Below are 18619 nucleotides of genomic sequence, written 5' to 3'. Positions count from 1 at the left end.
CGATCGCTGAAGCAGAGGTAGCTGGACTGCACGGTGGAGTGGCGCGATGCTCGGGGGCATGAACGCGAAGCAGAAGGTCGTCCTGGTCGGCGCCCGCGGCACCCTCGGCCGGGCGGTCCACGCCGCCCTGCGCGAGCGGGGCCACGAGGTCGTCACCGCCTCCCGCGAGGGCGCCGACGTCACCCTCGACATCACCGATCCCGAGTCCGTCCGGGCGATGTACGAGACGGTCGGCGCGGTCGACGCCGTCGCGTGCGCCGCCGGCAGCGTGCCGTGGAAGCCGCTGGCCGAGCTGACCACCGACGACGTCCGTGCCGGGCTCGAAGGCAAGGCCGTCAGCCAGATCGAACTGGTCCGCCAGGGCGCCCTGCGCCTGCCCGCGCACGCCTCGTACACCCTGATCAGCGGCATCCTGGCCCGCGAGCCGCTGCTGACCGGCTCGGTGGCCTCGCTGGTCAACGGCGCCGTCGAGGCGTTCGTCCGGGCCGCGGCCGTCGAACTCCCGGGCCGCCAGCGGGTCAACGCGGTCAGCCCGACCGTCTTCGAGGAGTCCCTCGACGCGTACGGGGACACCTTCGCGGGCTTCGACCCGGTGCCGGTCGCGCGCGCCGCCCGCGCGTACGTGAAGTCGATCGAGGGCCACCGGACCGGTCAGGTCTTCGCCGTGTGAGACCCCCCGTGACGGCGGGCGTGACGGAGGGCGCGAGGCCGTGCGTGACGGTCCGTGTGCCGCGCACCACAGGGACCGGGGGACCGGGGCCCGCCGGGGTCGGATAGCCTGACGGCGGATGTCTCTTCACGTCAAGATTCACAGGGCCGGGGAGCGGCGTCCTCCCAGCACATGGGGCAGGGACGCCCCACCGCCCGCTGTCTAACGGAGAAGGCCATGACCCGCACTCCCGTGAATGTCACCGTCACCGGCGCCGCCGGCCAGATCGGCTACGCGCTGCTCTTCCGCATCGCCTCCGGTCACCTGCTCGGCGCGGACGTGCCGGTCAGGCTCCGCCTGCTGGAGATCCCGCAGGGCATGAAGGCCGCCGAGGGCACCGCCATGGAGCTCGACGACTGCGCCTTCCCGCTGCTCAAGGGCATCGACATCTTCGACGACCCGAACCAGGGCTTCGAGGGCGCCAACGTCGCGCTGCTCGTCGGCGCCCGCCCGCGTACCAAGGGCATGGAGCGCGGCGACCTGCTGTCCGCCAACGGCGGCATCTTCAAGCCGCAGGGCAAGGCCATCAACGACCACGCCGCGGACGACATCAAGGTCCTGGTCGTGGGCAACCCGGCCAACACGAACGCGCTCATCGCGCAGGCCGCCGCCCCGGACGTACCGGCCGAGCGCTTCACCGCGATGACCCGCCTGGACCACAACCGCGCGATCTCGCAGCTGGCGAAGAAGACCGGTGCCGACGTCACCGACATCAAGCGCCTGACCATCTGGGGCAACCACTCGGCCACCCAGTACCCGGACATCTTCCACGCGGAGATCGCCGGCAAGAACGCCGCCGAGGTCGTCGGCGACGAGCTGTGGCTGGCCGACACCTTCATCCCGACCGTCGCCAAGCGCGGCGCCGCGATCATCGAGGCCCGGGGCGCGTCCTCCGCCGCCTCCGCCGCGAACGCCGCCATCGACCACGTCCACACGTGGGTCAACGGCACGGCGGCCGGCGACTGGACCTCCATGGGCATCCCGTCGGACGGCTCGTACGGCGTGCCGGAGGGCATCATCTCCTCCTTCCCCGTCACCACCAAGGACGGCGCCTACGAGATCGTCCAGGGCCTGGACGTCAACGAGTTCTCCCGCGCCCGCATCGACGCCTCCGTGCAGGAGCTCGTCGAGGAGCGCGACGCGGTGCGCGAGCTCGGCCTGATCTGAGCGGTCCGACCGGCTCCGGTCGACCCGAAGGCCCCGGTGCGGCGCACCGGGGCCTTTTTGGCGCGAACCCATCTGTCATGTCCCCTACAGTCGTCTTACGGTGTCCCTCCGCACACGGCCAGGGGGAACCGGTGACAGGCGTTGACGCGAGCGAACGCGGCCCGGTGCACCCCTCCCTCAGCGAGGCGGGACGGCTGCTGTGCGCCGGCACCTACCTGGACGCGGCCTACCGCGACCGGGTGATCGAGGAGCTCTACGTCCACGAGGAGCGCTTCGTCGCCCCCTCCTACGGCTTCGACGCCGTGCGCGTCCTGGCCCACGCCCTGCAGGCCCGCCGCGCCGAAGCCGCCTGGGCCGCGGGCGTGGCGGCCGTCTGGGCCCTCGGGCTGGTCCTCGCCCAGGCGCTCCTGCTCTTCCTGCTGCTCCCGGCCGCCCTGCTCGGCGGCGCCGGCCGGATCGCCCGCCGCCGCGACCGCACCGGCCGCGGCAGCCGCCTCCTCGAACTGCTGCTGCGCGCCTCGGGCTGGGTCCTGCTCCTCGGCGCCGGCCTGGGCGTGCTCCAGGGCACCCTCGAAGGCACCACGCACGTCGCGGCGGCCCGCGACGGGATCACCCTCCTCGACGTCCTGACCCGGGGCCTGGAGCAGGAGCCGCTCGGCTTCCTCGTCCGACTGCCGGTGCTCGGCCACTCCGCCGGACTCCTGTACGGCTGGACCGCTCTGATCGTCTTCGGGCTGCTCGTCCTCGTCCTCGGCTTCCAGCGCGGCCACTTCGCCCACGTCATCAAGAACTCCCTCAACCGCGCCCGGTACGCGGACCCGGCCGCCGACCCCGCCTCCGGCGCCCGGTTCGCGCGGGCCCGGGAGCGGATCGCGCGGACCCAGCACGGCGGCCTCGTCCTCTACGGCGTGAACGACCCGTTCTGCGGCGCGGGACGCCCGCACCGGCCGTGGCAGCTGTCGGTCGAACTGCGCCCCCGCGAAGGCGCCGTCCCCGAACCGCTCGACAACGCACGGATCGTGGAGCGGGTCCGGCCCCGGCTGGAAGCCCTGCGCGCTCCGTCCCCGCACGGATCGCCCGAGGCGCGCGAGGCCGTGCTCGACCGGCTGCGCGAACTGGTCCTCGACGAGTGCGTGTTCCTGCCGGCCGACGGACTGCCCGGAGCGCACGCGCTCGACCTGTCCGACCGGGCGCTGGCCGAGCACCGCGAGGGCGCCGTCGAGGAGGGCGGCGAGCGGCGCCGGCACTTCCTGCGGGTCCGGGTCGGCGGCTGGGACGAGAACCTCGTCGTCACCGTGTTCGTACGGGTCCACACCCAGGGCGGCATGCTGATGCTGGAGGTGGCGCCGCACGTGCTGCTGCCCGTGCGCCAGGACTTCCAGGAGGCCGACGACATCGCCCAGCGGCACCTGCGGAACACCTTCTTCGCCAAGGCCGTCTGGGCCGTCAGGCGGGCCCCGCGCTCGCTCGGCACGGCCGTGAGCACGCTCTCGGGCGGCGGCCGGGGCCCGTGGCAGATCGCCACCGCCGGCCACGGCGGCGCGCTCCCGGCCGGCCCGGCCGTCTCGGTGCGGGAGCTCGCGGCGCGCGCGGACGCCTCGCTGTTCCAGCTCATGGACGTGGACCGGTACGTGAAGACCGTCCAGGACCGGATCGTCGCCGGCGTGACCCTGGCCCTGCACGAAGCGGGCTGGCACACCGAGGAGTTCGCCGAACGGGCGGTCACCGTGGCCGAGGGCGGCGTGTACATCCGGTCGGTGGACCACAGCGCCTTCAGCGTCGGCGGCAGCGGGCACAGCAATCAGAGCGGCACCCACCGGACGGACAGGGGGAACGGCGATGGCGCATGACGGGGGAGCGGATCCGGGTACGGACGGGGGCGCGGGCGGCGGGCAGCGGTTCGGCCGCATCGAGCGCAGCGCCTTCAGCATCGGGGGGTCGCACGTCACCAACACCGTGGTCGAGCACGGCGGTACGGCCACGGACGCGCCCGGCGCGGCCGAACTGCTGGCCGCCGTACGCGCCCTGCGCGCCGCCCTCGTCCACCTGCCGCGCAGCGCCGACCGCACGGCGCTGGACGGCGAACTGGACGAGGCGGCCGGGGAACTCGCGGAGACCGGCGCGATCGCGCCCGGCCTGCCCGGGCGGCTGCGCGCGGCCCTGGAGCGGTGGGCCCCGCTGGTGGAGCCGGTGAACGCGGCCACCGCCCTGGGCACGCTGCTCGCGACGCTGGCGGGCTGAGCGGTGGCCCCCGCGGGCGGCGCCCGGTGGGACCCGCGGACCCAGCGCTGGGTGGAGGACGAGGCGCCGCCCGCGGACCCGGCGTGGTACCCGCCCGGGGACGGGGACGGTAGGGGCGCGGCGGCGCGGTGGCGGCCGCTGCTGCTGGTGGCCGTGGCGGCGGCGGTCGTGGGCGGTGCGGCCGTGGCCGGGTGGGCCGCCCTCGGCCCGGACGACCCGAAGGCCCCCGCCGCACCCCCGGCGGCGGGCACCCCGGGCCCGTCCGGCCCGGCCGCGGACGACCCCCGGCAGGACGCCACCGCCGGCGCCGACCCGGCGCCGGACACCGGCGGCGCCACCCCCACCGGCCCCGCGCAGAGCCCGTCCGCCCCGGACGGCCACACGGTGGTGCTCGACGAGGACGGGTTCTCGGTCGCCGTGCCCACCGGCTGGGAGCGCAGCGCGCAGGAGACCGGCAGCGGGGCCTTCTACCGCGCGCCCGGGGACCGCAGCGCGCTGCTGCAGGTCTTCCGGGTCACGGAGCCCGCCACGGTAGGCGCCTGCGACCTGCTGCGGGTGTCCTCGCAGGCCCTGGACGACGCCACTCCCGCCTACCGGGAGGTCGGCGTCGAGCGGCTGTCCGACACCTCCTGCGAGCTGGTCTACGAGTACGACAGCGCCGAGGCGAACGGACGCCGCCACGGGATCGAGCGGATCGTCGTCGCCCCCGGCGGCGGCCGGTGGGCGCTGCTGGCCGCGGGCCCGGCGACCGACACCGCGACCGTCCGGGCCCGTCTGACGGCGGCCGTGGACTCGTTCCGCCCTCGGTGAGCGCGGCCGGGCCCGGCCGGGTCAGGCCTTGCCGTACATGCCCGGGGTGTAGTGGCCCGGTACGCCGCGGGTGGTCACGCCGAACCGGTTCCAGACGTTGATCGTCGCGATGACGGCGATCAGCTGGGCCAGCTCGCGCTCCTCGAACTGCTTCGCGGCCCGCTCGTACACCGCGTCCGGCACGAAGCCGTCCGTCAGGACGGTGACCGCCTCGGTCAGCTCGATCGCGGCGAGCTCCTTCTCGGTGTAGAAGTGCCGCGACTCCTCCCAGGCGTTCAGCAGCACGATCCGCTCGATGCTCTCCCCGGCCGCGAGGGCGTCCTTGCTGTGCATGTCGAGGCAGAAGGCGCAGTGGTTGAGCTGCGAGGCACGGATCTTGACCAGCTCCACCAGGGCCGGGTCCAGCCCCTTCTTGCTGGCGATCTCCAGGGCCAGCACCGCCTTGTAGACCTCGGGCGCCAGCTTCGCCAGCTGCATGCGGGGGGTGTGCTCGGGAGCGTGGGCGTCGCCGTGGTCGTGGGTCACGTGGGTTCCGTTCGCTGTGGTCATGACTCCACTCTAGGAGCCGGGCGGCCCACCGGTATGGTCCATATCCATGACGGAAACGTGGGCCACTTTCGGAGCCGACCTGCACCTGGACCTGGCCCGCGGACGCGGGCTGCGCGCCGGGCTCGCCGAGGCGCTGCGCGACGCCGCGCGGACCGGCCGGCTGGCGGCCGGCACCCGCCTTCCGTCCTCCCGCACCCTCGCCGCCGACCTGGGGATCGCCCGGAACACGGTGGCCGAGGCGTACGCCGAGCTCGTCGCCGAGGGCTGGCTGACCGCCCGGCACGGCTCCGGCACCCGGGTCGCCGAGCGGGCGCGCCCGCGCCGTGCCGCGGCGGCCGCCCGGGTGCGTCCCCCCGTGCACGGGCGGCCCGCCCACAGCCTGGTGCCGGGCACCCCGGACCTCGGCGGCTTCCCCCGGGCGGCCTGGTCGGCGGCGGCCCGGCGGGCCCTGGCCGCCGCCCCGAACGAGGCCTTCGGGTACGGGAGCGACGGGCGCGGCCGGATCGAGCTGCGGGAGGCGCTGGCCGGCTACCTGGCACGGGCCCGCGGCGTGTACGCGGACCCGGAGCGGATCGTGCTGACCGCCGGCTTCGCGCACGCGCTGGCCGTGACGGCCGCGGTGGTGCGGGCCCGCCGGGTGCGGGAGATGGCGGTGGAGGGGTACGGCCTCGACATCCACCGGGACCTGCTGGCCCGGGCCGGCCTGCGGACGCGGCCGCTGGGCGTGGACGCGGAGGGGGCCCGTACCGGAGACCTGACGGCGGCGGCCGGCGCGGTGCTCCTGACCCCGGCGCACCAGTTCCCGACGGGCGTCGCCCTGACCCCGGGCCGCAGGGCGGCGGCCGTCGACTGGGCGAGGACCACGGGCGGGCTGGTCCTGGAGGACGACTACGACGGGGAGTTCCGCTACGACCGGCAGTCGGTGGGCGCGCTCCAGGGCCTGGACCCCGACCGGGTGGTCTACCTCGGCACGGCCAGCAAGTCCCTCGCCCCGGGGCTGCGGATGGGCTGGATGGTGGTCCCGCCGGGGCTGATGGGCGAGGTGTTGGCCGCCAAGGGAGCCACCGACCGCAGCTCCAGCGCGCTGGACCAGCTGACGCTGGCGGAGTTCATCACCTCCGGGGCGTACGACCGGCACGTGCGCGGCATGCGGCTGCGCTACCGGCGCCGCCGGGACGAGCTGGTCGCGGCCGTGGCCGGGCGGGCGGCCGTCTCCGGCATCGCCGCGGGCCTGCACGCGGTCCTGGACCTCCCGCCGGGCACCGAACGCTCGGTGGTCCAGTCCGCGGCCTGGCAGGACCTCGCCCTGGAGGGCATGTCCCGCTACCGCCACCCCCAGGCCGGCCTGCCCCCGCGCGACGCCCTGGTCGTGGGCTACGGCACCCCGCCGGACAGCGCCTGGACCCCCACCCTGGAGGCCCTCACGGCCGCGCTGCCGTAGCCGGCCGCCGGGCCACCTCGGCCCACACGGTCTTGCCGACCACCCGGCCGGAAACGCCCCAGGCCACGCACAGCGCCTCGACGATCCGCAGGCCGTGGCCGTGCTCGGCGGGCCGGTCCGGCGAGCCCGGCCGGACCCGGGGGCGCTCCCCGGCCCGCGCGTCGGACACCTCCACCCGCAGCACCTCGTCCAGCTCCCGCAGCCCGAGCTCGAAGTCCCGGCCGGGCACGCAGCCGTGCGCCACGGCGTTGGCCGCCAGCTCGGCGACGACCTGCCCGACCCGCTCGGACTCGCCCCCGCCCAACGGATAACCCCACCGGCACAGTTCGAGCACCGCCAGGTGCCGAGCCAGCCGAGCGCCCCGCCGGGTACTGCTGAACCGCTGCCGCCACTCGTTGCCTGCGTCGGGCATGGCGCCGCTCCTCTGCGTAGTCGTTCCACTACCGGGTGGGTTCAGCGTGGTGCGTGAGTGGGAAGTCTTCAACTTGTAGGAATTGAACGGATAGTTAGGCGGGAGCAGTTGAATCGCAAGGAGCTGGACCCGGAGGCGTCGCCCGGCGCGGAGTTCGGGCAGCGTCTTCGCACGTTGCGGGACGAGCGCGGCTGGACCCAGGACGAGTTGGGGGTCCGGATGGGATGCTCCGGCACGCACATCTCGGCCGTCGAAACCGGTCGGCGACCTCCAACTGCCCGTTTCGCGGCAAGCGCGGACAGGGCGCTGGGGACCGGAGACCAGTTCGAACGTCGAAGTCGCGCAGTACGGAACACGGCGCTGCTGGAGGGGTTCCCCGAGTACGTCAAACACGAGGGGGTCGCTGTGGAGATCCGGCTCTTCAACATGGGGATCATCCCGGGCTTGTTGCAGACGTCGGAGTACGCTCAGGCTTTGACTCGCGGTGATGTGCGCCGGGGTGCCATCACGCCGGAGCAAGCTGACGAGCGCGTCTCGTTCCTCGCGAAGCGACAGGCGTCGTTGACCCGGCCCGGACCGCCCATGGTGCTCGTGGTGATGGACGAGAGTTGCATCCGTCGTCCGATCGGTGGCTCCGGTGTCATGGATGCGCAGTTGGCGAGTCTGATCGACTTTGCGGAGCTACCGAACACCGTGCTTCAGGTGGCCCCCTTCGACATGGGTGAACGACGACCGTTCAATCTTCCGGTCAACCTGCTCACGTTGGTGGACCGTTCCATGGTCGCGTACGCCGAGACCCACGCACAGGGGCATGTGGACCGAGAGAGCGCCGCCGTCCTGCCCCTGTTGACGGCCTACCATCAGCTACAGGCCGAATCGCTGTCCCAAGCGGCATCCGTCGCCATGATCAATGAGGTACGAAAGGGCACCCCGTGACGACCACGATCGAGTCCCCTCGCTGGTTCACGTCCTCTTACAGCGCCAACGGTGGTGACTGTGTAGAGGTCGCCGTAAACCTCGCACCCTGCCGTGGTGTCGTCCCGGTTCGCGACTCGAAGATTGAGAACGGCCCGGTGCTGGGCTTCACGGCCCGGGCGTTCGCCGACTTCGTGGCGGGTGTCAAGGGGGAGCAGGTCCGTACTCTCCCGTAGCGAAGGGGCACCCGTGACGACCGAATCACCCCGCTGGTTCACGTCCTCGTACAGCGACAACGGCGGCGCCTGCGTCGAGGTCGCCTTGAACATGGGCGGGGTCGTTCCGGTCCGGGACTCCAAGGATCCCGGTGGGCCCGTGGTGGAGTTCGGGGTGCGGGCGTTCGCCGTGTTCGTGGGCGGGGTCAGGGGCCGGTAGGGGCCGGCTCCGGCTCCGGTTCGCCGAAGCGGCCCAGCGCAAGGGCTCCGGCGACCGAGACGGCGAAGCCCAGGACGGCGAGCCAGGCCAGGCCCTCGCGGGTGCGGTCGCCCAGCCAGACGACCCCCACCAGCGCCGGGCCGATCGTCTCGCCGAGCACCAGGCCGGCCGTCGCCGCCGTCACCGAGCCGCGTTGCAGCGCCGAGGTGAGCAGGAGGAAGGCCGCGCCGCCGCCCACGAGCAGCGCGTACAGGGCCGGGTTGGCGAGCTCCTGCCAGGAGAAGCCGTCGATCAGCCGGACCGCCACCTCCACGACGCCAAAGCCCGTCCCGGCCGCCAGGCCCAGGACGAGCGCCCGCGTACGGTCCGGCAGCCGGCCCGCCACCGCGCCGACCAGCAGCACCAGCCCGGTGACCGCCAGCAGCCCGTACGCCAGCCCGGGCGGGCCGGTGCCCGAGCCCTCCTCGCCGGAGGCCAGCCCCAGCATCAGCAGCCCGGCGCACACCACCGCCACCGCGCCCCACTCGGTACGCGACAGCCGCACCCGCAGCAGCCGCGCCGCGACCACCGCCGTCACCGCCAGGCTGGCGGCCAGCGCGGCGCCCACCGCGTAGATCGGGACGTGGCGCAGCGCGATGATCTGGAGCACGAAGCCGACCGCGTCCAGGCCGAGCCCCGCCAGGTAGCGCCACTGCCGTACGGCGCGCAGGAACAGCGCCGGGTCCACCCCGGACCCGGTCCCCGGCTCGGCGGCGCGGGCCGCGACCGCCTGGAGGACCGAGGCCGTACCGAAGCAGACCGCCGCCCCGAGCGCGCAAACCATCCCAATCAGCACGGACCGACTCTAGGTCACGGATCTCGCGGCGGCCGGATTCCGTCCACCGGGGAGCCCGTTCTAGTCTGTCGGCACGACCGCCACCCAGGGGGAGCAGCCACATGGACAGCAGCAGCACCAATCAGCGCCGCATGCGCTCGGGCGCCGTCGCGCTCGGCGGGATGGGCCTGCTCGCGGCCACGCTCGTCGCCTGCGGCAGCAGCGACGAGCCGGACAAGCGCTGCGCGTCCCGCACCACGCTGGAGAAGCTGAACAACAAGGAGTGCAAGAGCGGGGGCCGCGGCGCCTACTACTACGGCGGCAGCGTGGTGGCCGGCAAGGTCTCCGGCGGCAGCTTCGACAAGTCCGCCGTCACCCGCAAGGGCATAGGCGGCCACTCCAGCTCCGGGTCCAGCGGCGGCTGACCCCGCCGGGAGGACCGGAACCGGACAGCCGGACCCGGGACCCGCGCACCGCCGGCCGTACCCCAGTGACCCGAGGAACCCGACACCGATGCAGCGGCACACCATCGAGCCCCGCCCCGACTGGCAGAAGACCGTCGAGGAGCAGGGGCTGATCTACCCCCTCACCCGCTACCCGGACGACTCCCTGCGGCCCTACTGGGACGAGAGCGCCTACTACTCCTTCTCCCTGCCCGAGGTCGAGGCTCTGGAGAACGTCGTCGAGGAGCTGCACGCCATGTGCCTGGCCGCGGCCGCGCACATCGTCGAGCGGGACCGGTTCGCCGACCTCGGCATCACCGACCCCGGACTGGTCGCCATGATCACCGAGTCCTGGCTTCGGCGCGCCGAACAGCCCTCCCTGTACGGCCGGTTCGACCTGCGCTACGACGGCGGCGGTCCCGCCAAGATGCTGGAGTACAACGCCGACACCCCCACCTCGCTGGTGGAGGCGGCCAGCCCGCAGTGGTTCTGGATGGAGGAGCGCTTCCCGGGCGCCGACCAGTGGAACTCCCTGCACGAGCGGCTCGTCGAGGCCTGGCGCCGGCAGGCCGAGCTGCTGCCGCCCGGGCCGCTGCACTTCGCGCACTCCGAGACCGACGAGCTGGGCGAGGACCTGATGACGGTCGCCTACCTCCAGGAGACCGCGGAGCAGGCCGGCATCGACACCCAGGCGCTGTCCGTCGAGCAGATCGGCTGGGACGCGCTGTCCGGCCGGTTCGTCGACATGAACCTCCGCTTCATCCGCAGTTGCTTCAAGCTCTACCCGTGGGAGTGGCTGGCCACCGACACGTTCGGACCGCAGGTCCTGGGCACCTACGACCACGGCGGCGGCTCCGGCAGCACCTGCTGGATCGAGCCCCTGTGGAAGATGCTGCTGTCCAACAAGGCCCTGCTCGCGATCCTGTGGGAGCTCTTCCCCGAGCACCCGAACCTGCTGCCCGCCTACCTCGACGGGCCGCGCGAGCTCGCCGGGCCCGACGCCGCCGGATACGTGGCCAAGCCGCTGCTGGGCCGCGAGGGCGCCGGGGTCACCCTGCACGCGCCGGGCGCCGGGGGCGAGCCCTTCGTACCAGAGCCGGGGGAGCGGTACTGCTACCAGGAGCTGGCCCCGCTGCCCGACTTCGACGGCAACCGGGTGGTGCTGGGCGCCTGGGTCGTCGAGGACGAGGCGGCCGGGCTCGGCATCCGCGAATCGGCGGGGCCCGTCACGGACGAGTACGCCCGCTTCCTGCCCCACGTGATCCTCTAGGCCGTCTCCCGGCCCGGGCCGGAGGCCTGCCGCCGCCGGTCCGCCGGCCGCGGCGCCGCCCGTGCCCCTGCCCGCGCCCCGGTCCGCGCCGTCGCCCCGTCCGACCGCGCCTTTCGACGCCGTCCCGCCGCGCCCCGGGTGCCCTCGCATGCCTTCGCGAAGGGCCTGCCGGGCATCTGGAAAAGGCGGTTCGGGCAGGTTCCCGGAAGGCCGGGCGGGCAATTTCGGTTGCCCTTCGGAACACGTCGGATTTCCCTTGCGCAATGGGCGGCCGACAGGGGCCGGTGCTCTTTTGGCGGGATCCGGCCAGATTCAATCCGGGCGCAGGAGGAATAAGCCATTCCCCGGATGCGGCCTGCCCGACGATCAAACGGATCCGATAGCTTCCGCCACCAGTCGAGCTTGATCACACGAGGGTGGTTCCACAGATGAACAAGAAGGTTCTGGGCGTTCTCGCCGCAGCCCTGTTGTCGTTCGGTGCGGCCTCGCCGGCCGGCGCGGCGGAGTCGGGATACGACCTGATCACGATGGGCCAGGGAAGCAGGACCATCGGAATCGCCTACGAGCACAACGGCTACACCGGGTCGCGCATCGAATTTCGCGGAGAGTCCTGCAACGGCAGGGACTACAACTTCTCGATGCCGGCGAATTGGCAGTTCAGGATCTCTTCCGTCCAGCAGCTGGGCGACTGCCAGATGGGGCTGCGGAACCGGGACGGCAGGTACCTGGCCGTGGGCTGGGAATCCCAGCTCGGCAGTTGGAACGACCAGGCCGTGACCGTCGAGTTCACCAAAATCACCTGAGTTCCTTCCATGTCAGCTTCGTTTCCACCCGCGCAGCGGCAGCTCGGCGATCACCTCGTCGACCCGTGCGGCGACGTCTTCGGCCGACGCGTCCGTGCGCAGGGCGAGGATCGCGTACCCGGTTCCGCATTCGCGGATCTCGCCGGACCAGTTCGGCGGGAGCTGGGACAGGACGCGCAGGCAGGCCAGTTCGGGGGCGGCTTCGGGTGCTCCGGAGAGTCGGACCCGGTGTTCCACGGTCTCTCCTTCGGATCAGGGGCCCGGGGCCCGAGGTGGACACGGCGCGGGCCGGTTTCCGCGAGGAGACCGGCCCGACTGCGTGAACGGCAAGGCCCGAGGAAGACACGGAGGGGTCGGATGGGGCGGTCAGGCTCAGCCGGTGAAGGTCACCGAGTTGCCGTTGCGGGTGAACCAGCCGCCGAATCCCCAGTTGCTCCAGCCGCCGTCGCCCCGGTTGACGATCGTGCCCGACGTGAAGGCGAGGACGCGGTAGGTGGCGCTGCCCTGGGTGACGCGGGCGTTGGCGACCACGCCCCGGAGGTCCAGGGAGTAGTCGAGCTTGTCGTTGATGATCATGACGTTGTGGGCCGGGTAGGCCTTCATGGTCTCGTCGAGCTGACGGTGCACGAACTCGGGCCGCTGCTTCTCCATGATGAGGTCGCTCAGCACGCTCCCGATGAGCTCCCCGATCCGGCCCATCGCGTCGACGAAGATCTCCGTCCGGTAGTAACCCGAGGCCGTGGCTCCGGCCTGCTGGGACGCGGCCGGAGCCGGTGCGGGCGCCGGGCCGGTGGCGGCCTGGGCGGTGGCGGGCAGCAGCAGCCCGGCGGCGGTGACGGCGCCGATGACGGTGAGGGCCGCGCGCTTGAGGTTCTTCGACATGGTGGTCTCCTGATCGTGTTTCGGGCACGACGATGCCCGGTGGGTGTGGCTGGAGGGGTGGAGCGTGAGGTGGCGTGGGGATCGGCCGGGGCGTGCTCCCGCAGAGGGCCGGCCGGAGTCCCGGAGGTGAGGGCCGCCGCCGTGCGTGCGGCCGCGGTCACCCCGGTTCGCTCATCCCCAGTCGTTGGTGAGCGGGCTGACGGGGGCGGTCTCGCCCCCGGGCGTCGCGCTCTGGCCGGAGGCGACCGCCGGCGGCCGGGCGTCCGGGGTGCCCGCGCCGTCGGCGTGGGCGGCGCCGGCGCCGCCGACGACCAAGAGCGTGGTGATGGCGCCGGACGCGATGCGGGCCGCGAAGCGGTTCACTGGTTGCCTCCTGGGCTGACGGTGACGCTGGACGAGGGAGTGTCGCTCGGGCCGTTCCGCCGCTTTCGTTTCGGCGGGCCGCCCTCACAAGAAGAACTCTGCCCGCCGGAAGCAGGCCGTGGCGGGGTGCGGGCGTGCAGCAACCGGCCCGGTCCCCGTGCACTTTCCTGTACGCCCCGGGCCCGCGGACGGAGCGGGACACCGCCCTCGCGCGGTGGCCGGCGCGCGGGAACGGGGTGGGGGAGGTGATGGCCCGCGGCGCTTCCAACACCCTCGGGTTCCTGGGTGTGTCGGAGGCGGAGGAGCAGCTCTACCAGGCGGTCCTGAGGGATCGTGACGACATCGGCGACTACGGCCCGGACGTGCTCACCCGGACGCTGGAGCTGGGCATCGTGGTGCGGACTCCGGCCGGCGGTCTGCGGCCGCTCTCCCCGAAGCGGGCCGTCGAGCGGTTGATCGAGCACCAGGTGGGTCAGCTCCAGGACCGCCTCCAGGAGACGGTCCGGCTCACCGGGGTGGTCGGGAGCCTGAGCGCGGCAGGCGACCGTGTGCGGGCGGCCGTGCACGACAACCTGGCGATCCGCCAGATCGAGGGCCTGGAGGCCGTACGGGCCGTCATCGACGAGGTGACGTTCTTCGCGCGCACGGAGAACCTGACGACCAACCCGGTCGGCGTGCTCACCACGGAATCGATCGAGGTCTCGCGTCCGATCGACCTGCGCATCCTGCGCCGCGGCGTGCGGATGCGCACGCTGATGGCGTCGGCGTGCCTCCAGGACGAGGCGACCATGGCCTACCTGCGGGAACTCGTGGTCCACGGCGCGGAGATCCGCGTCTCCCCGCACCCCCTCGATCGCATGATCATCTGCGACCGGGCCGTGGCCCTCACCCCGATCGACCCCGACAACACGGCCCGCGGAGCGCTGCTGACGCGGGAGCCCGGCCTGGTGAGCACCGTGGTCTCGCTCTTCGAGCGGATGTGGGCGGCCTCGGAGGAACTTCCCGAGGAGGCCCTCCCCTCCCTCACCGAGGTCGAGCGCCGGGTGCTCCAGACCCTCCATCTCGTCGACAAGGACGAGACGGGGGCCCGTCAGCTCGGGATGGCCCTGCGGACCTACCGCAAGCACGTGGCCCGGCTCATGTCCCGGCTCGACGCCGACAACCGCTTCCAGGCCGCGCTCCGGGCCCGCGAACGCGGCTGGATATGAGGCCGCGCACGCATCCCACCTTTCGCCGGCCCGGCCCGGGCATGCGCGTTCCGAGGGGAGACGGGCATGCCCTCCGGAAAGCGGCGCATATCGGCCACGCTCATTTCTCATATCTGCCGGAGGGGTATTGCCGGCGGTAATTCATTTATGGTTCGCTGTATTCGATCTTCCATCACCGCTCGGAAAAGAGGTCCCGTGCGCATGCGCGCGAAATTCACCAGTGTCCTGACCGCCGCAGGGGCGGGCATTCTGCTCACCCTCGGCACGGTCCCGTCCGCCCACGCCGCCGGCAGCATCGTCACCCTGCAATACCAGAACGCCAAGACCGGGCTCTGCCTCGACTCCGACGCAAAGGGCAAGGTGTATACCAAGGCCTGCGTCGCGGGAAATCCCTATCAGCAGTGGGAGCGCGCGGAAAGCGGCGGAGTGGTCGCACTCCGGAACGTCGCCACGCGCCGATGCCTGCAGATAAAGGACATCTTCAACCCCTCCGCCCTCGAAACCAACCCCGCGTGCTCCCACACGTGGAGGGAAATCGTGGCCGGCGGGACGTTCCGCTACCTCGGTCCCTTCGACAGCGGCACCGCGGCCCTGGATTCCGACGCCAAGGGCAACGCCTATGCGAAGAACTACGGAGCGGACAACCCCTACCAGCAGTGGTACCCCACCCTCGCGAACTGACGGGCCCGGTCGGCCGCAGCCGTACGACAGCGCGCGGCACGGAGCAACACCCCCCTCGCATTCCGGCGGTCGGCGCCGGACCAGCCCTCCAAGGAGAAACACCATGAACATGCGCACGGGCCTCGGCGGCCTCGCGGCCGCCGTGGGGGCGACCGCACTCCTGATCACCGGCACGAGCACGACCGCCCACGCCGCCGGCGGCCCCAGCGGCGGCGTCTGGCGGCTCCAGAACGCCCAGACCGGCCTCTGCCTCACCGGCACCGGCAGCGGCGCCACCCGCATCTTCACCTCGGCCTGTTCGAGCAGCAACGCGAGGCAGCACTGGGCGTACTCGCGCGTGGGCAACAAGGTCCGGCTCGAAAACACGGGTACCGGCCGCTGCCTGAAGCCGACCAACGCCTTCTCGCAGGAGCTGACGAGCGCGCCCTGCGGCATCGACGACAACGACCTCTGGGGCGAGGAGTTCATCGCCTCGAAGGTCCGGCTCATCAGCGGAGGGGGCAACGCCGTGGACTCGGACGCCAAGGGCAACGCCTACCTGAAGCAGTACGGCCCGGACAACCCCTACCAGCAGTGGTACCTGACCACGACCATCCCCGGCCGCTGACCCGGGCCGCGGCCCACGCACCGCCGCCGGTTGCGGACCGTGTCCGGAGCGGTCCGCAACCGGCGCGACACCTGCCCGACCGCGTGCCCGGCCGCACGGGCCGCTAGGCGGAGAGGACCGCCCGGAGCTGTTCCAGCCCCCAGTCCAGGTCCTCCTTGCCGATCACCAGCGGCGGGGCGATGCGGATCGTCGACCCGTGGGTGTCCTTCACCAGCACCCCGCGCTCCATCAGCCGTTCGGAGATCTCCCGGCCCGTCCCGAGCGCCGGGTCGATGTCCACGCCCGCCCACAGTCCCCGCCCGCGCACCGCGGTCACCGCACCCGTCCCGACCAGCACGTTCAGCTCCCGGTGCAGGTGGTCGCCCAGCTCGGCGGCGTGCCGCTGGTGCTCGCCGGTGCGCAGCATCGCCACCACCTCCAGGGCGACGGCGCAGGCCAGCGGGTTGCCGCCGAAGGTGGATCCGTGCTCCCCGGGCCGGAACACCCCGAGCACGTCCCGGTCGGCGACCACGGCCGAGACCGGCACCACACCGCCGCCGAGCGCCTTGCCGAGGAGGTACACGTCCGGGACGACGCCCTCGTGCTCGCACGCGAAGGTGCGGCCGGTCCGGCCGAGGCCCGACTGGATCTCGTCCGCCATGAACAGCACGTTCCGCTCGCGCGTCAGCTCCCGTACGCCGGACAGGTAGCCGGGCGGCGGCACCAGCACCCCCGCCTCGCCCTGGATCGGCTCCAGCAGCACGGCCACGGTGTTCTCGGTGACGGCCGCGGCGAGCGCGGTGAGGTCCCCGTACGGCACGATCACGAAGCCCGGCGTGTACGGGCCGTAGTGGTCGCGGGCCTCGTGGTCCGTGGAGAAGGAGACGATCGTCGTGGTCCGCCCGTGGAAGTTGCCGGCCGCGACGACGATCTCGGCCTGCCCGTCCGGGACGCCCTTGACCTCGTACCCCCACTTGCGGGCCGTCTTCACGGCCGTCTCCACCGCCTCCGCGCCCGTGTTCATCGGCAGCACCATGTCCTTGCCGCACAGCGCGGCCAGTTCGGTACAGAAGTCGGCGAAGCGGTCGTGGTGGAAGGCGCGCGAGGTGAGCGTGACCCGCTCCAGCTGGGCCCGGGCCGCGTCGATCAGACGGCGGTTGCCGTGGCCGAAGTTGAGCGCCGAGTAGCCCGCGAGCATGTCCAGGTAGCGCCGCCCCTCCACGTCGGTCATCCACGCGCCCTCGGCGCTCGCGACGACGACGGGCAGCGGGTGGTAGTTGTGCGCGCTGTGCGCGTCGGCGGAGCGGATGGCATCAGCAGTTGTCGACACGGGGTCTCCGATCGTCCGTCTTGCCGGGTGAGCCGGTGACGAGGGTGGCGTCACAGTCTTATCGTCGCTCGGATCACGGACGCGGAAACCTCCCGCGCGGCGCGCCCGCTAAGGTGTCCGGTACGCACGGCGACTGGCGTACGGGGATCCAACCCCGGGGGAGTCGGGCGCGCACGACCGCACACAGGGCCGCTCGCCTGGGCCTCGCGGGGTACCGATCACCATCGACCCCGGAGGAGCCCGCCATGCCCGCGAGCCGCCACCCCGCCCTTGCCGCGACCGACCCCGAACTGGCGTCCTTCGTCGCCGACGAGGAAGTCCTCCAGGCGCGGACCCTGCGCCTGATCCCCAGCGAGAACTACGTGTCCGCCGCCGTCCTGGAAGCCTCCGGGACCGTGCTGCAGAACAAGTACAGCGAGGGCTACCCGGGCCGCCGCTACTACGAGGGCCAGCAGAACATCGACCGCGTCGAGGCGCTGGCGGTCGAGCGGGCGAAGGGCCTGTTCGGGGTCGACCACGCCAACGTGCAGCCGTACTCCGGCTCGCCCGCCAACCTCGCCGTCTACCTGGCCTTCGCGGAGCCCGGCGACACCGTCATGGGCATGGCCCTGCCGATGGGCGGCCACCTCACGCACGGCTGGGGCGTCTCGGCGACGGGCACCTGGTTCCGGGGCGTGCGGTACGGGGTAGCAGCCTCCACCGGCCGCATCGACTACGACGCGGTGCGCGACCTGGCCCTCGCCGAACGACCGAAGATCATCTTCTGTGGCGGGACCGCGCTGCCCCGCACGATCGACTTCGCCGCCTTCGCCTCGATCGCCGAGGAGGCGGGCTCGGTGCTGGTCGCGGACGTGGCCCACATCGCGGGCCTGATCGCCGGCGGCGCGCACCCCTCCCCGGTTGGGCACGTGGACGTGATCTCGACGACCACGCACAAGACCCTGCGCGGCCCGCGCGGCGCGATGCTGATGTGCCGCGCCGAGCACGCGAAGGCCATCGACAAGGCGGTCTTCCCCGGCCTCCAGGGCGGCCCGCACAACCAGACCACGGCCGGCATCGCGGTGGCGCTGCACGAGGCGGCCCAGCCGTCCTTCACCGCGTACGCCCACCAGGTCGTCGCCAACGCCAAGGCCCTGGCCGGGGCCCTGCTGGAGCAGGGCTTCGACCTGGTCTCGGGCGGCACCGACAACCACCTGATCCTGATGGACCTGACCGGCCGCGGGGTGCCCGGCAAGGTCGCGGCCAAGGCCCTGGACCGGGCCGGGATCGTGGTCAACCACAACACCGTGCCCTTCGACCCGCGCACGCCCTTCGACCCCTCGGGCGTCCGGATCGGCACCCCGTCGCTCACCTCCCGCGGCCTCGGCACCGCGCACATGCCGGTGGTGGCGGAGTGGATCTCCCGCGCGGTGGACGCCGCCGCGAAGGGCGACGAGGCGGTGCTGGCCGCCGTGCGCGCCGAGGTCGCCGACCTGATGGCGGCCCACCCCGCACCCGGCCTGCCGCTGTCCTGACCACCCCGCCGCCGCGCGGCCGGTCCCCGACCGGCCGCCCGGCCGG

The 18619-nt window shown here is 72.9% G+C and carries 23 protein-coding genes and 1 riboswitch; of the genes, 16 read left to right on the top strand and 7 right to left on the bottom strand.

The features are described from left to right. The first annotated feature begins 58 nt into the window (after positions 1–58). The 5 genes from CP968_RS13370 (at position 59) to CP968_RS13350 (ending at position 4927) form a co-directional block, all read left to right on the top strand. A complete protein-coding gene (locus CP968_RS13370; protein WP_229885991.1) occupies positions 59–670 on the top strand; it encodes a short chain dehydrogenase in 612 nt (203 codons plus the stop codon). Positions 671–886: 216 nt separating this feature from the next. Next, positions 887–1876 (top strand): malate dehydrogenase, encoded by a 990-nt coding sequence (locus tag CP968_RS13365; RefSeq protein WP_150518240.1) that lies wholly within the window; start codon positions 887–889, stop codon positions 1874–1876. 131 nt (positions 1877–2007) lie between these two features. Then, positions 2008–3726, top strand: coding sequence for a hypothetical protein (locus CP968_RS13360; protein ID WP_229885990.1), 1719 nt, complete (start codon positions 2008–2010; stop codon positions 3724–3726). Next, on the top strand, positions 3716–4117 hold the full coding sequence (locus tag CP968_RS13355; protein WP_150518239.1) for a hypothetical protein: 402 nt from the start codon (positions 3716–3718) through the stop codon (positions 4115–4117). Before CP968_RS13360 ends, CP968_RS13355 begins: the two co-directional genes overlap by 11 nt. Before the next feature lie 3 nt (positions 4118–4120). Further along, entirely contained in the window at positions 4121–4927 is an 807-nt protein-coding gene (locus CP968_RS13350; RefSeq protein WP_150518238.1) for a hypothetical protein, read from the top strand. Positions 4928–4948: 21 nt separating this feature from the next. Here CP968_RS13350 and CP968_RS13345 read toward each other — a convergent pair whose 3' ends face one another. Beyond that, positions 4949–5476: a carboxymuconolactone decarboxylase family protein gene (locus tag CP968_RS13345; RefSeq protein ID WP_150518237.1), complete on the bottom strand. Its 528-nt coding sequence runs from the start codon at positions 5474–5476 to the stop codon at positions 4949–4951. Between the two features lie 46 nt (positions 5477–5522). Between CP968_RS13345 and pdxR the strand changes: the two genes are divergently transcribed. Further along, positions 5523–6917 carry a MocR-like pyridoxine biosynthesis transcription factor PdxR gene (gene pdxR / locus CP968_RS13340; protein ID WP_150518236.1) on the top strand — a complete coding sequence of 465 codons (1395 nt, stop codon included), beginning with the start codon at positions 5523–5525 and terminating at the stop codon, positions 6915–6917. Here the strand turns inward: pdxR and CP968_RS13335 are convergent. Then, a complete protein-coding gene (locus CP968_RS13335; RefSeq protein WP_150518235.1) occupies positions 6898–7329 on the bottom strand; it encodes an ATP-binding protein in 432 nt (143 codons plus the stop codon). The two genes, pdxR and CP968_RS13335, sit on opposite strands and share 20 nt — an antisense overlap. A 108-nt stretch (positions 7330–7437) precedes the next feature. Here CP968_RS13335 and CP968_RS13330 point away from each other — a divergent pair, with 108 nt between their 5' ends. The 3 genes from CP968_RS13330 to CP968_RS13320 are packed head-to-tail and all read left to right on the top strand — an operon-like array spanning position 7438 to position 8679. Next, positions 7438–8265, top strand: a complete 828-nt coding sequence (locus CP968_RS13330; protein WP_150518234.1) for a helix-turn-helix domain-containing protein — start codon at positions 7438–7440, stop codon at positions 8263–8265. Then, the gene (locus tag CP968_RS13325) at positions 8262–8480 is read left to right on the top strand and encodes a DUF397 domain-containing protein (protein WP_150518233.1); all 219 of its coding nucleotides are present in this window, start codon (positions 8262–8264) and stop codon (positions 8478–8480) included. The genes CP968_RS13330 and CP968_RS13325 overlap by 4 nt, the downstream gene beginning before the upstream one ends. Before the next feature lie 13 nt (positions 8481–8493). After that, the gene (locus tag CP968_RS13320; protein ID WP_150518232.1) at positions 8494–8679 is read left to right on the top strand and encodes a DUF397 domain-containing protein; all 186 of its coding nucleotides are present in this window, start codon (positions 8494–8496) and stop codon (positions 8677–8679) included. Here CP968_RS13320 and CP968_RS13315 read toward each other — a convergent pair. Further along, positions 8666–9502 carry a DMT family protein gene (locus CP968_RS13315; RefSeq protein ID WP_150521899.1) on the bottom strand — a complete coding sequence of 279 codons (837 nt, stop codon included), beginning with the start codon at positions 9500–9502 and terminating at the stop codon, positions 8666–8668. The two genes, CP968_RS13320 and CP968_RS13315, sit on opposite strands and share 14 nt — an antisense overlap. Positions 9503–9615: 113 nt before the next feature. On the opposite strand from CP968_RS13315, the gene CP968_RS13310 reads away from it, so the two are divergent. The 3 genes from CP968_RS13310 to CP968_RS13300 all read left to right on the top strand — a co-directional run bounded on the left by CP968_RS13310 (position 9616) and on the right by CP968_RS13300 (position 12009). After that, positions 9616–9918, top strand: a complete 303-nt coding sequence (locus tag CP968_RS13310; RefSeq protein ID WP_150518231.1) for a hypothetical protein — start codon at positions 9616–9618, stop codon at positions 9916–9918. An 88-nt stretch (positions 9919–10006) separates the two neighbouring features. Beyond that, complete coding sequence (locus CP968_RS13305) at positions 10007–11206, top strand: glutathionylspermidine synthase family protein (protein ID WP_150518230.1); 1200 nt, start codon at positions 10007–10009, stop codon at positions 11204–11206. 428 nt (positions 11207–11634) lie between these two features. Next, complete coding sequence (locus CP968_RS13300) at positions 11635–12009, top strand: hypothetical protein (protein ID WP_150518229.1); 375 nt, start codon at positions 11635–11637, stop codon at positions 12007–12009. Between the two features lie 12 nt (positions 12010–12021). On the opposite strand, the gene CP968_RS13295 is transcribed toward CP968_RS13300, so the two are convergent. The 3 genes from CP968_RS13295 to CP968_RS13285 form a co-directional block, all read right to left on the bottom strand. After that, a complete protein-coding gene (locus tag CP968_RS13295) occupies positions 12022–12246 on the bottom strand; it encodes a hypothetical protein (RefSeq protein WP_150518228.1) in 225 nt (74 codons plus the stop codon). 135 nt (positions 12247–12381) lie between these two features. Continuing rightward, positions 12382–12891, bottom strand: a complete 510-nt coding sequence (locus CP968_RS13290) for a hypothetical protein (protein ID WP_150518227.1) — start codon at positions 12889–12891, stop codon at positions 12382–12384. 171 nt (positions 12892–13062) lie between these two features. Then, positions 13063–13254, bottom strand: a complete 192-nt coding sequence (locus CP968_RS13285; RefSeq protein WP_150518226.1) for a hypothetical protein — start codon at positions 13252–13254, stop codon at positions 13063–13065. Positions 13255–13502: 248 nt separating this feature from the next. On the opposite strand from CP968_RS13285, the gene CP968_RS13280 reads away from it, so the two are divergent. The 3 genes from CP968_RS13280 to CP968_RS13270 all read left to right on the top strand — a co-directional run bounded on the left by CP968_RS13280 (position 13503) and on the right by CP968_RS13270 (position 15750). After that, positions 13503–14462, top strand: coding sequence for a helix-turn-helix domain-containing protein (locus CP968_RS13280; protein ID WP_150518225.1), 960 nt, complete (start codon positions 13503–13505; stop codon positions 14460–14462). A 201-nt stretch (positions 14463–14663) separates the two neighbouring features. Then, the gene (locus CP968_RS13275) at positions 14664–15143 is read left to right on the top strand and encodes an RICIN domain-containing protein (RefSeq protein ID WP_229886033.1); all 480 of its coding nucleotides are present in this window, start codon (positions 14664–14666) and stop codon (positions 15141–15143) included. A gap of 103 nt (positions 15144–15246) precedes the next feature. Then, entirely contained in the window at positions 15247–15750 is a 504-nt protein-coding gene (locus tag CP968_RS13270; protein WP_167536800.1) for an RICIN domain-containing protein, read from the top strand. A 103-nt stretch (positions 15751–15853) separates the two neighbouring features. Here CP968_RS13270 and rocD read toward each other — a convergent pair whose 3' ends face one another. Continuing rightward, complete coding sequence (rocD, locus tag CP968_RS13265; RefSeq protein ID WP_150518222.1) at positions 15854–17059, bottom strand: ornithine--oxo-acid transaminase; 1206 nt, start codon at positions 17057–17059, stop codon at positions 15854–15856. A 119-nt stretch (positions 17060–17178) separates the two neighbouring features. Continuing rightward, positions 17179–17269, top strand: a riboswitch (ZMP/ZTP riboswitch). A 35-nt stretch (positions 17270–17304) separates the two neighbouring features. On the opposite strand from rocD, the gene CP968_RS13260 reads away from it, so the two are divergent. After that, a complete protein-coding gene (locus CP968_RS13260; RefSeq protein ID WP_150518221.1) occupies positions 17305–18573 on the top strand; it encodes a serine hydroxymethyltransferase in 1269 nt (422 codons plus the stop codon). Positions 18574–18619 lie beyond the last annotated feature (46 nt).

The sequence above is a fragment of the Streptomyces subrutilus genome, assembly GCF_008704535.1.
Classification (GTDB): Bacteria; Actinomycetota; Actinomycetes; order Streptomycetales; family Streptomycetaceae; genus Streptomyces; species Streptomyces subrutilus.
The sequence above is the reverse complement of the archived record's forward strand: the minus strand, read 5'-3'. Positions and strand labels throughout refer to the sequence as shown.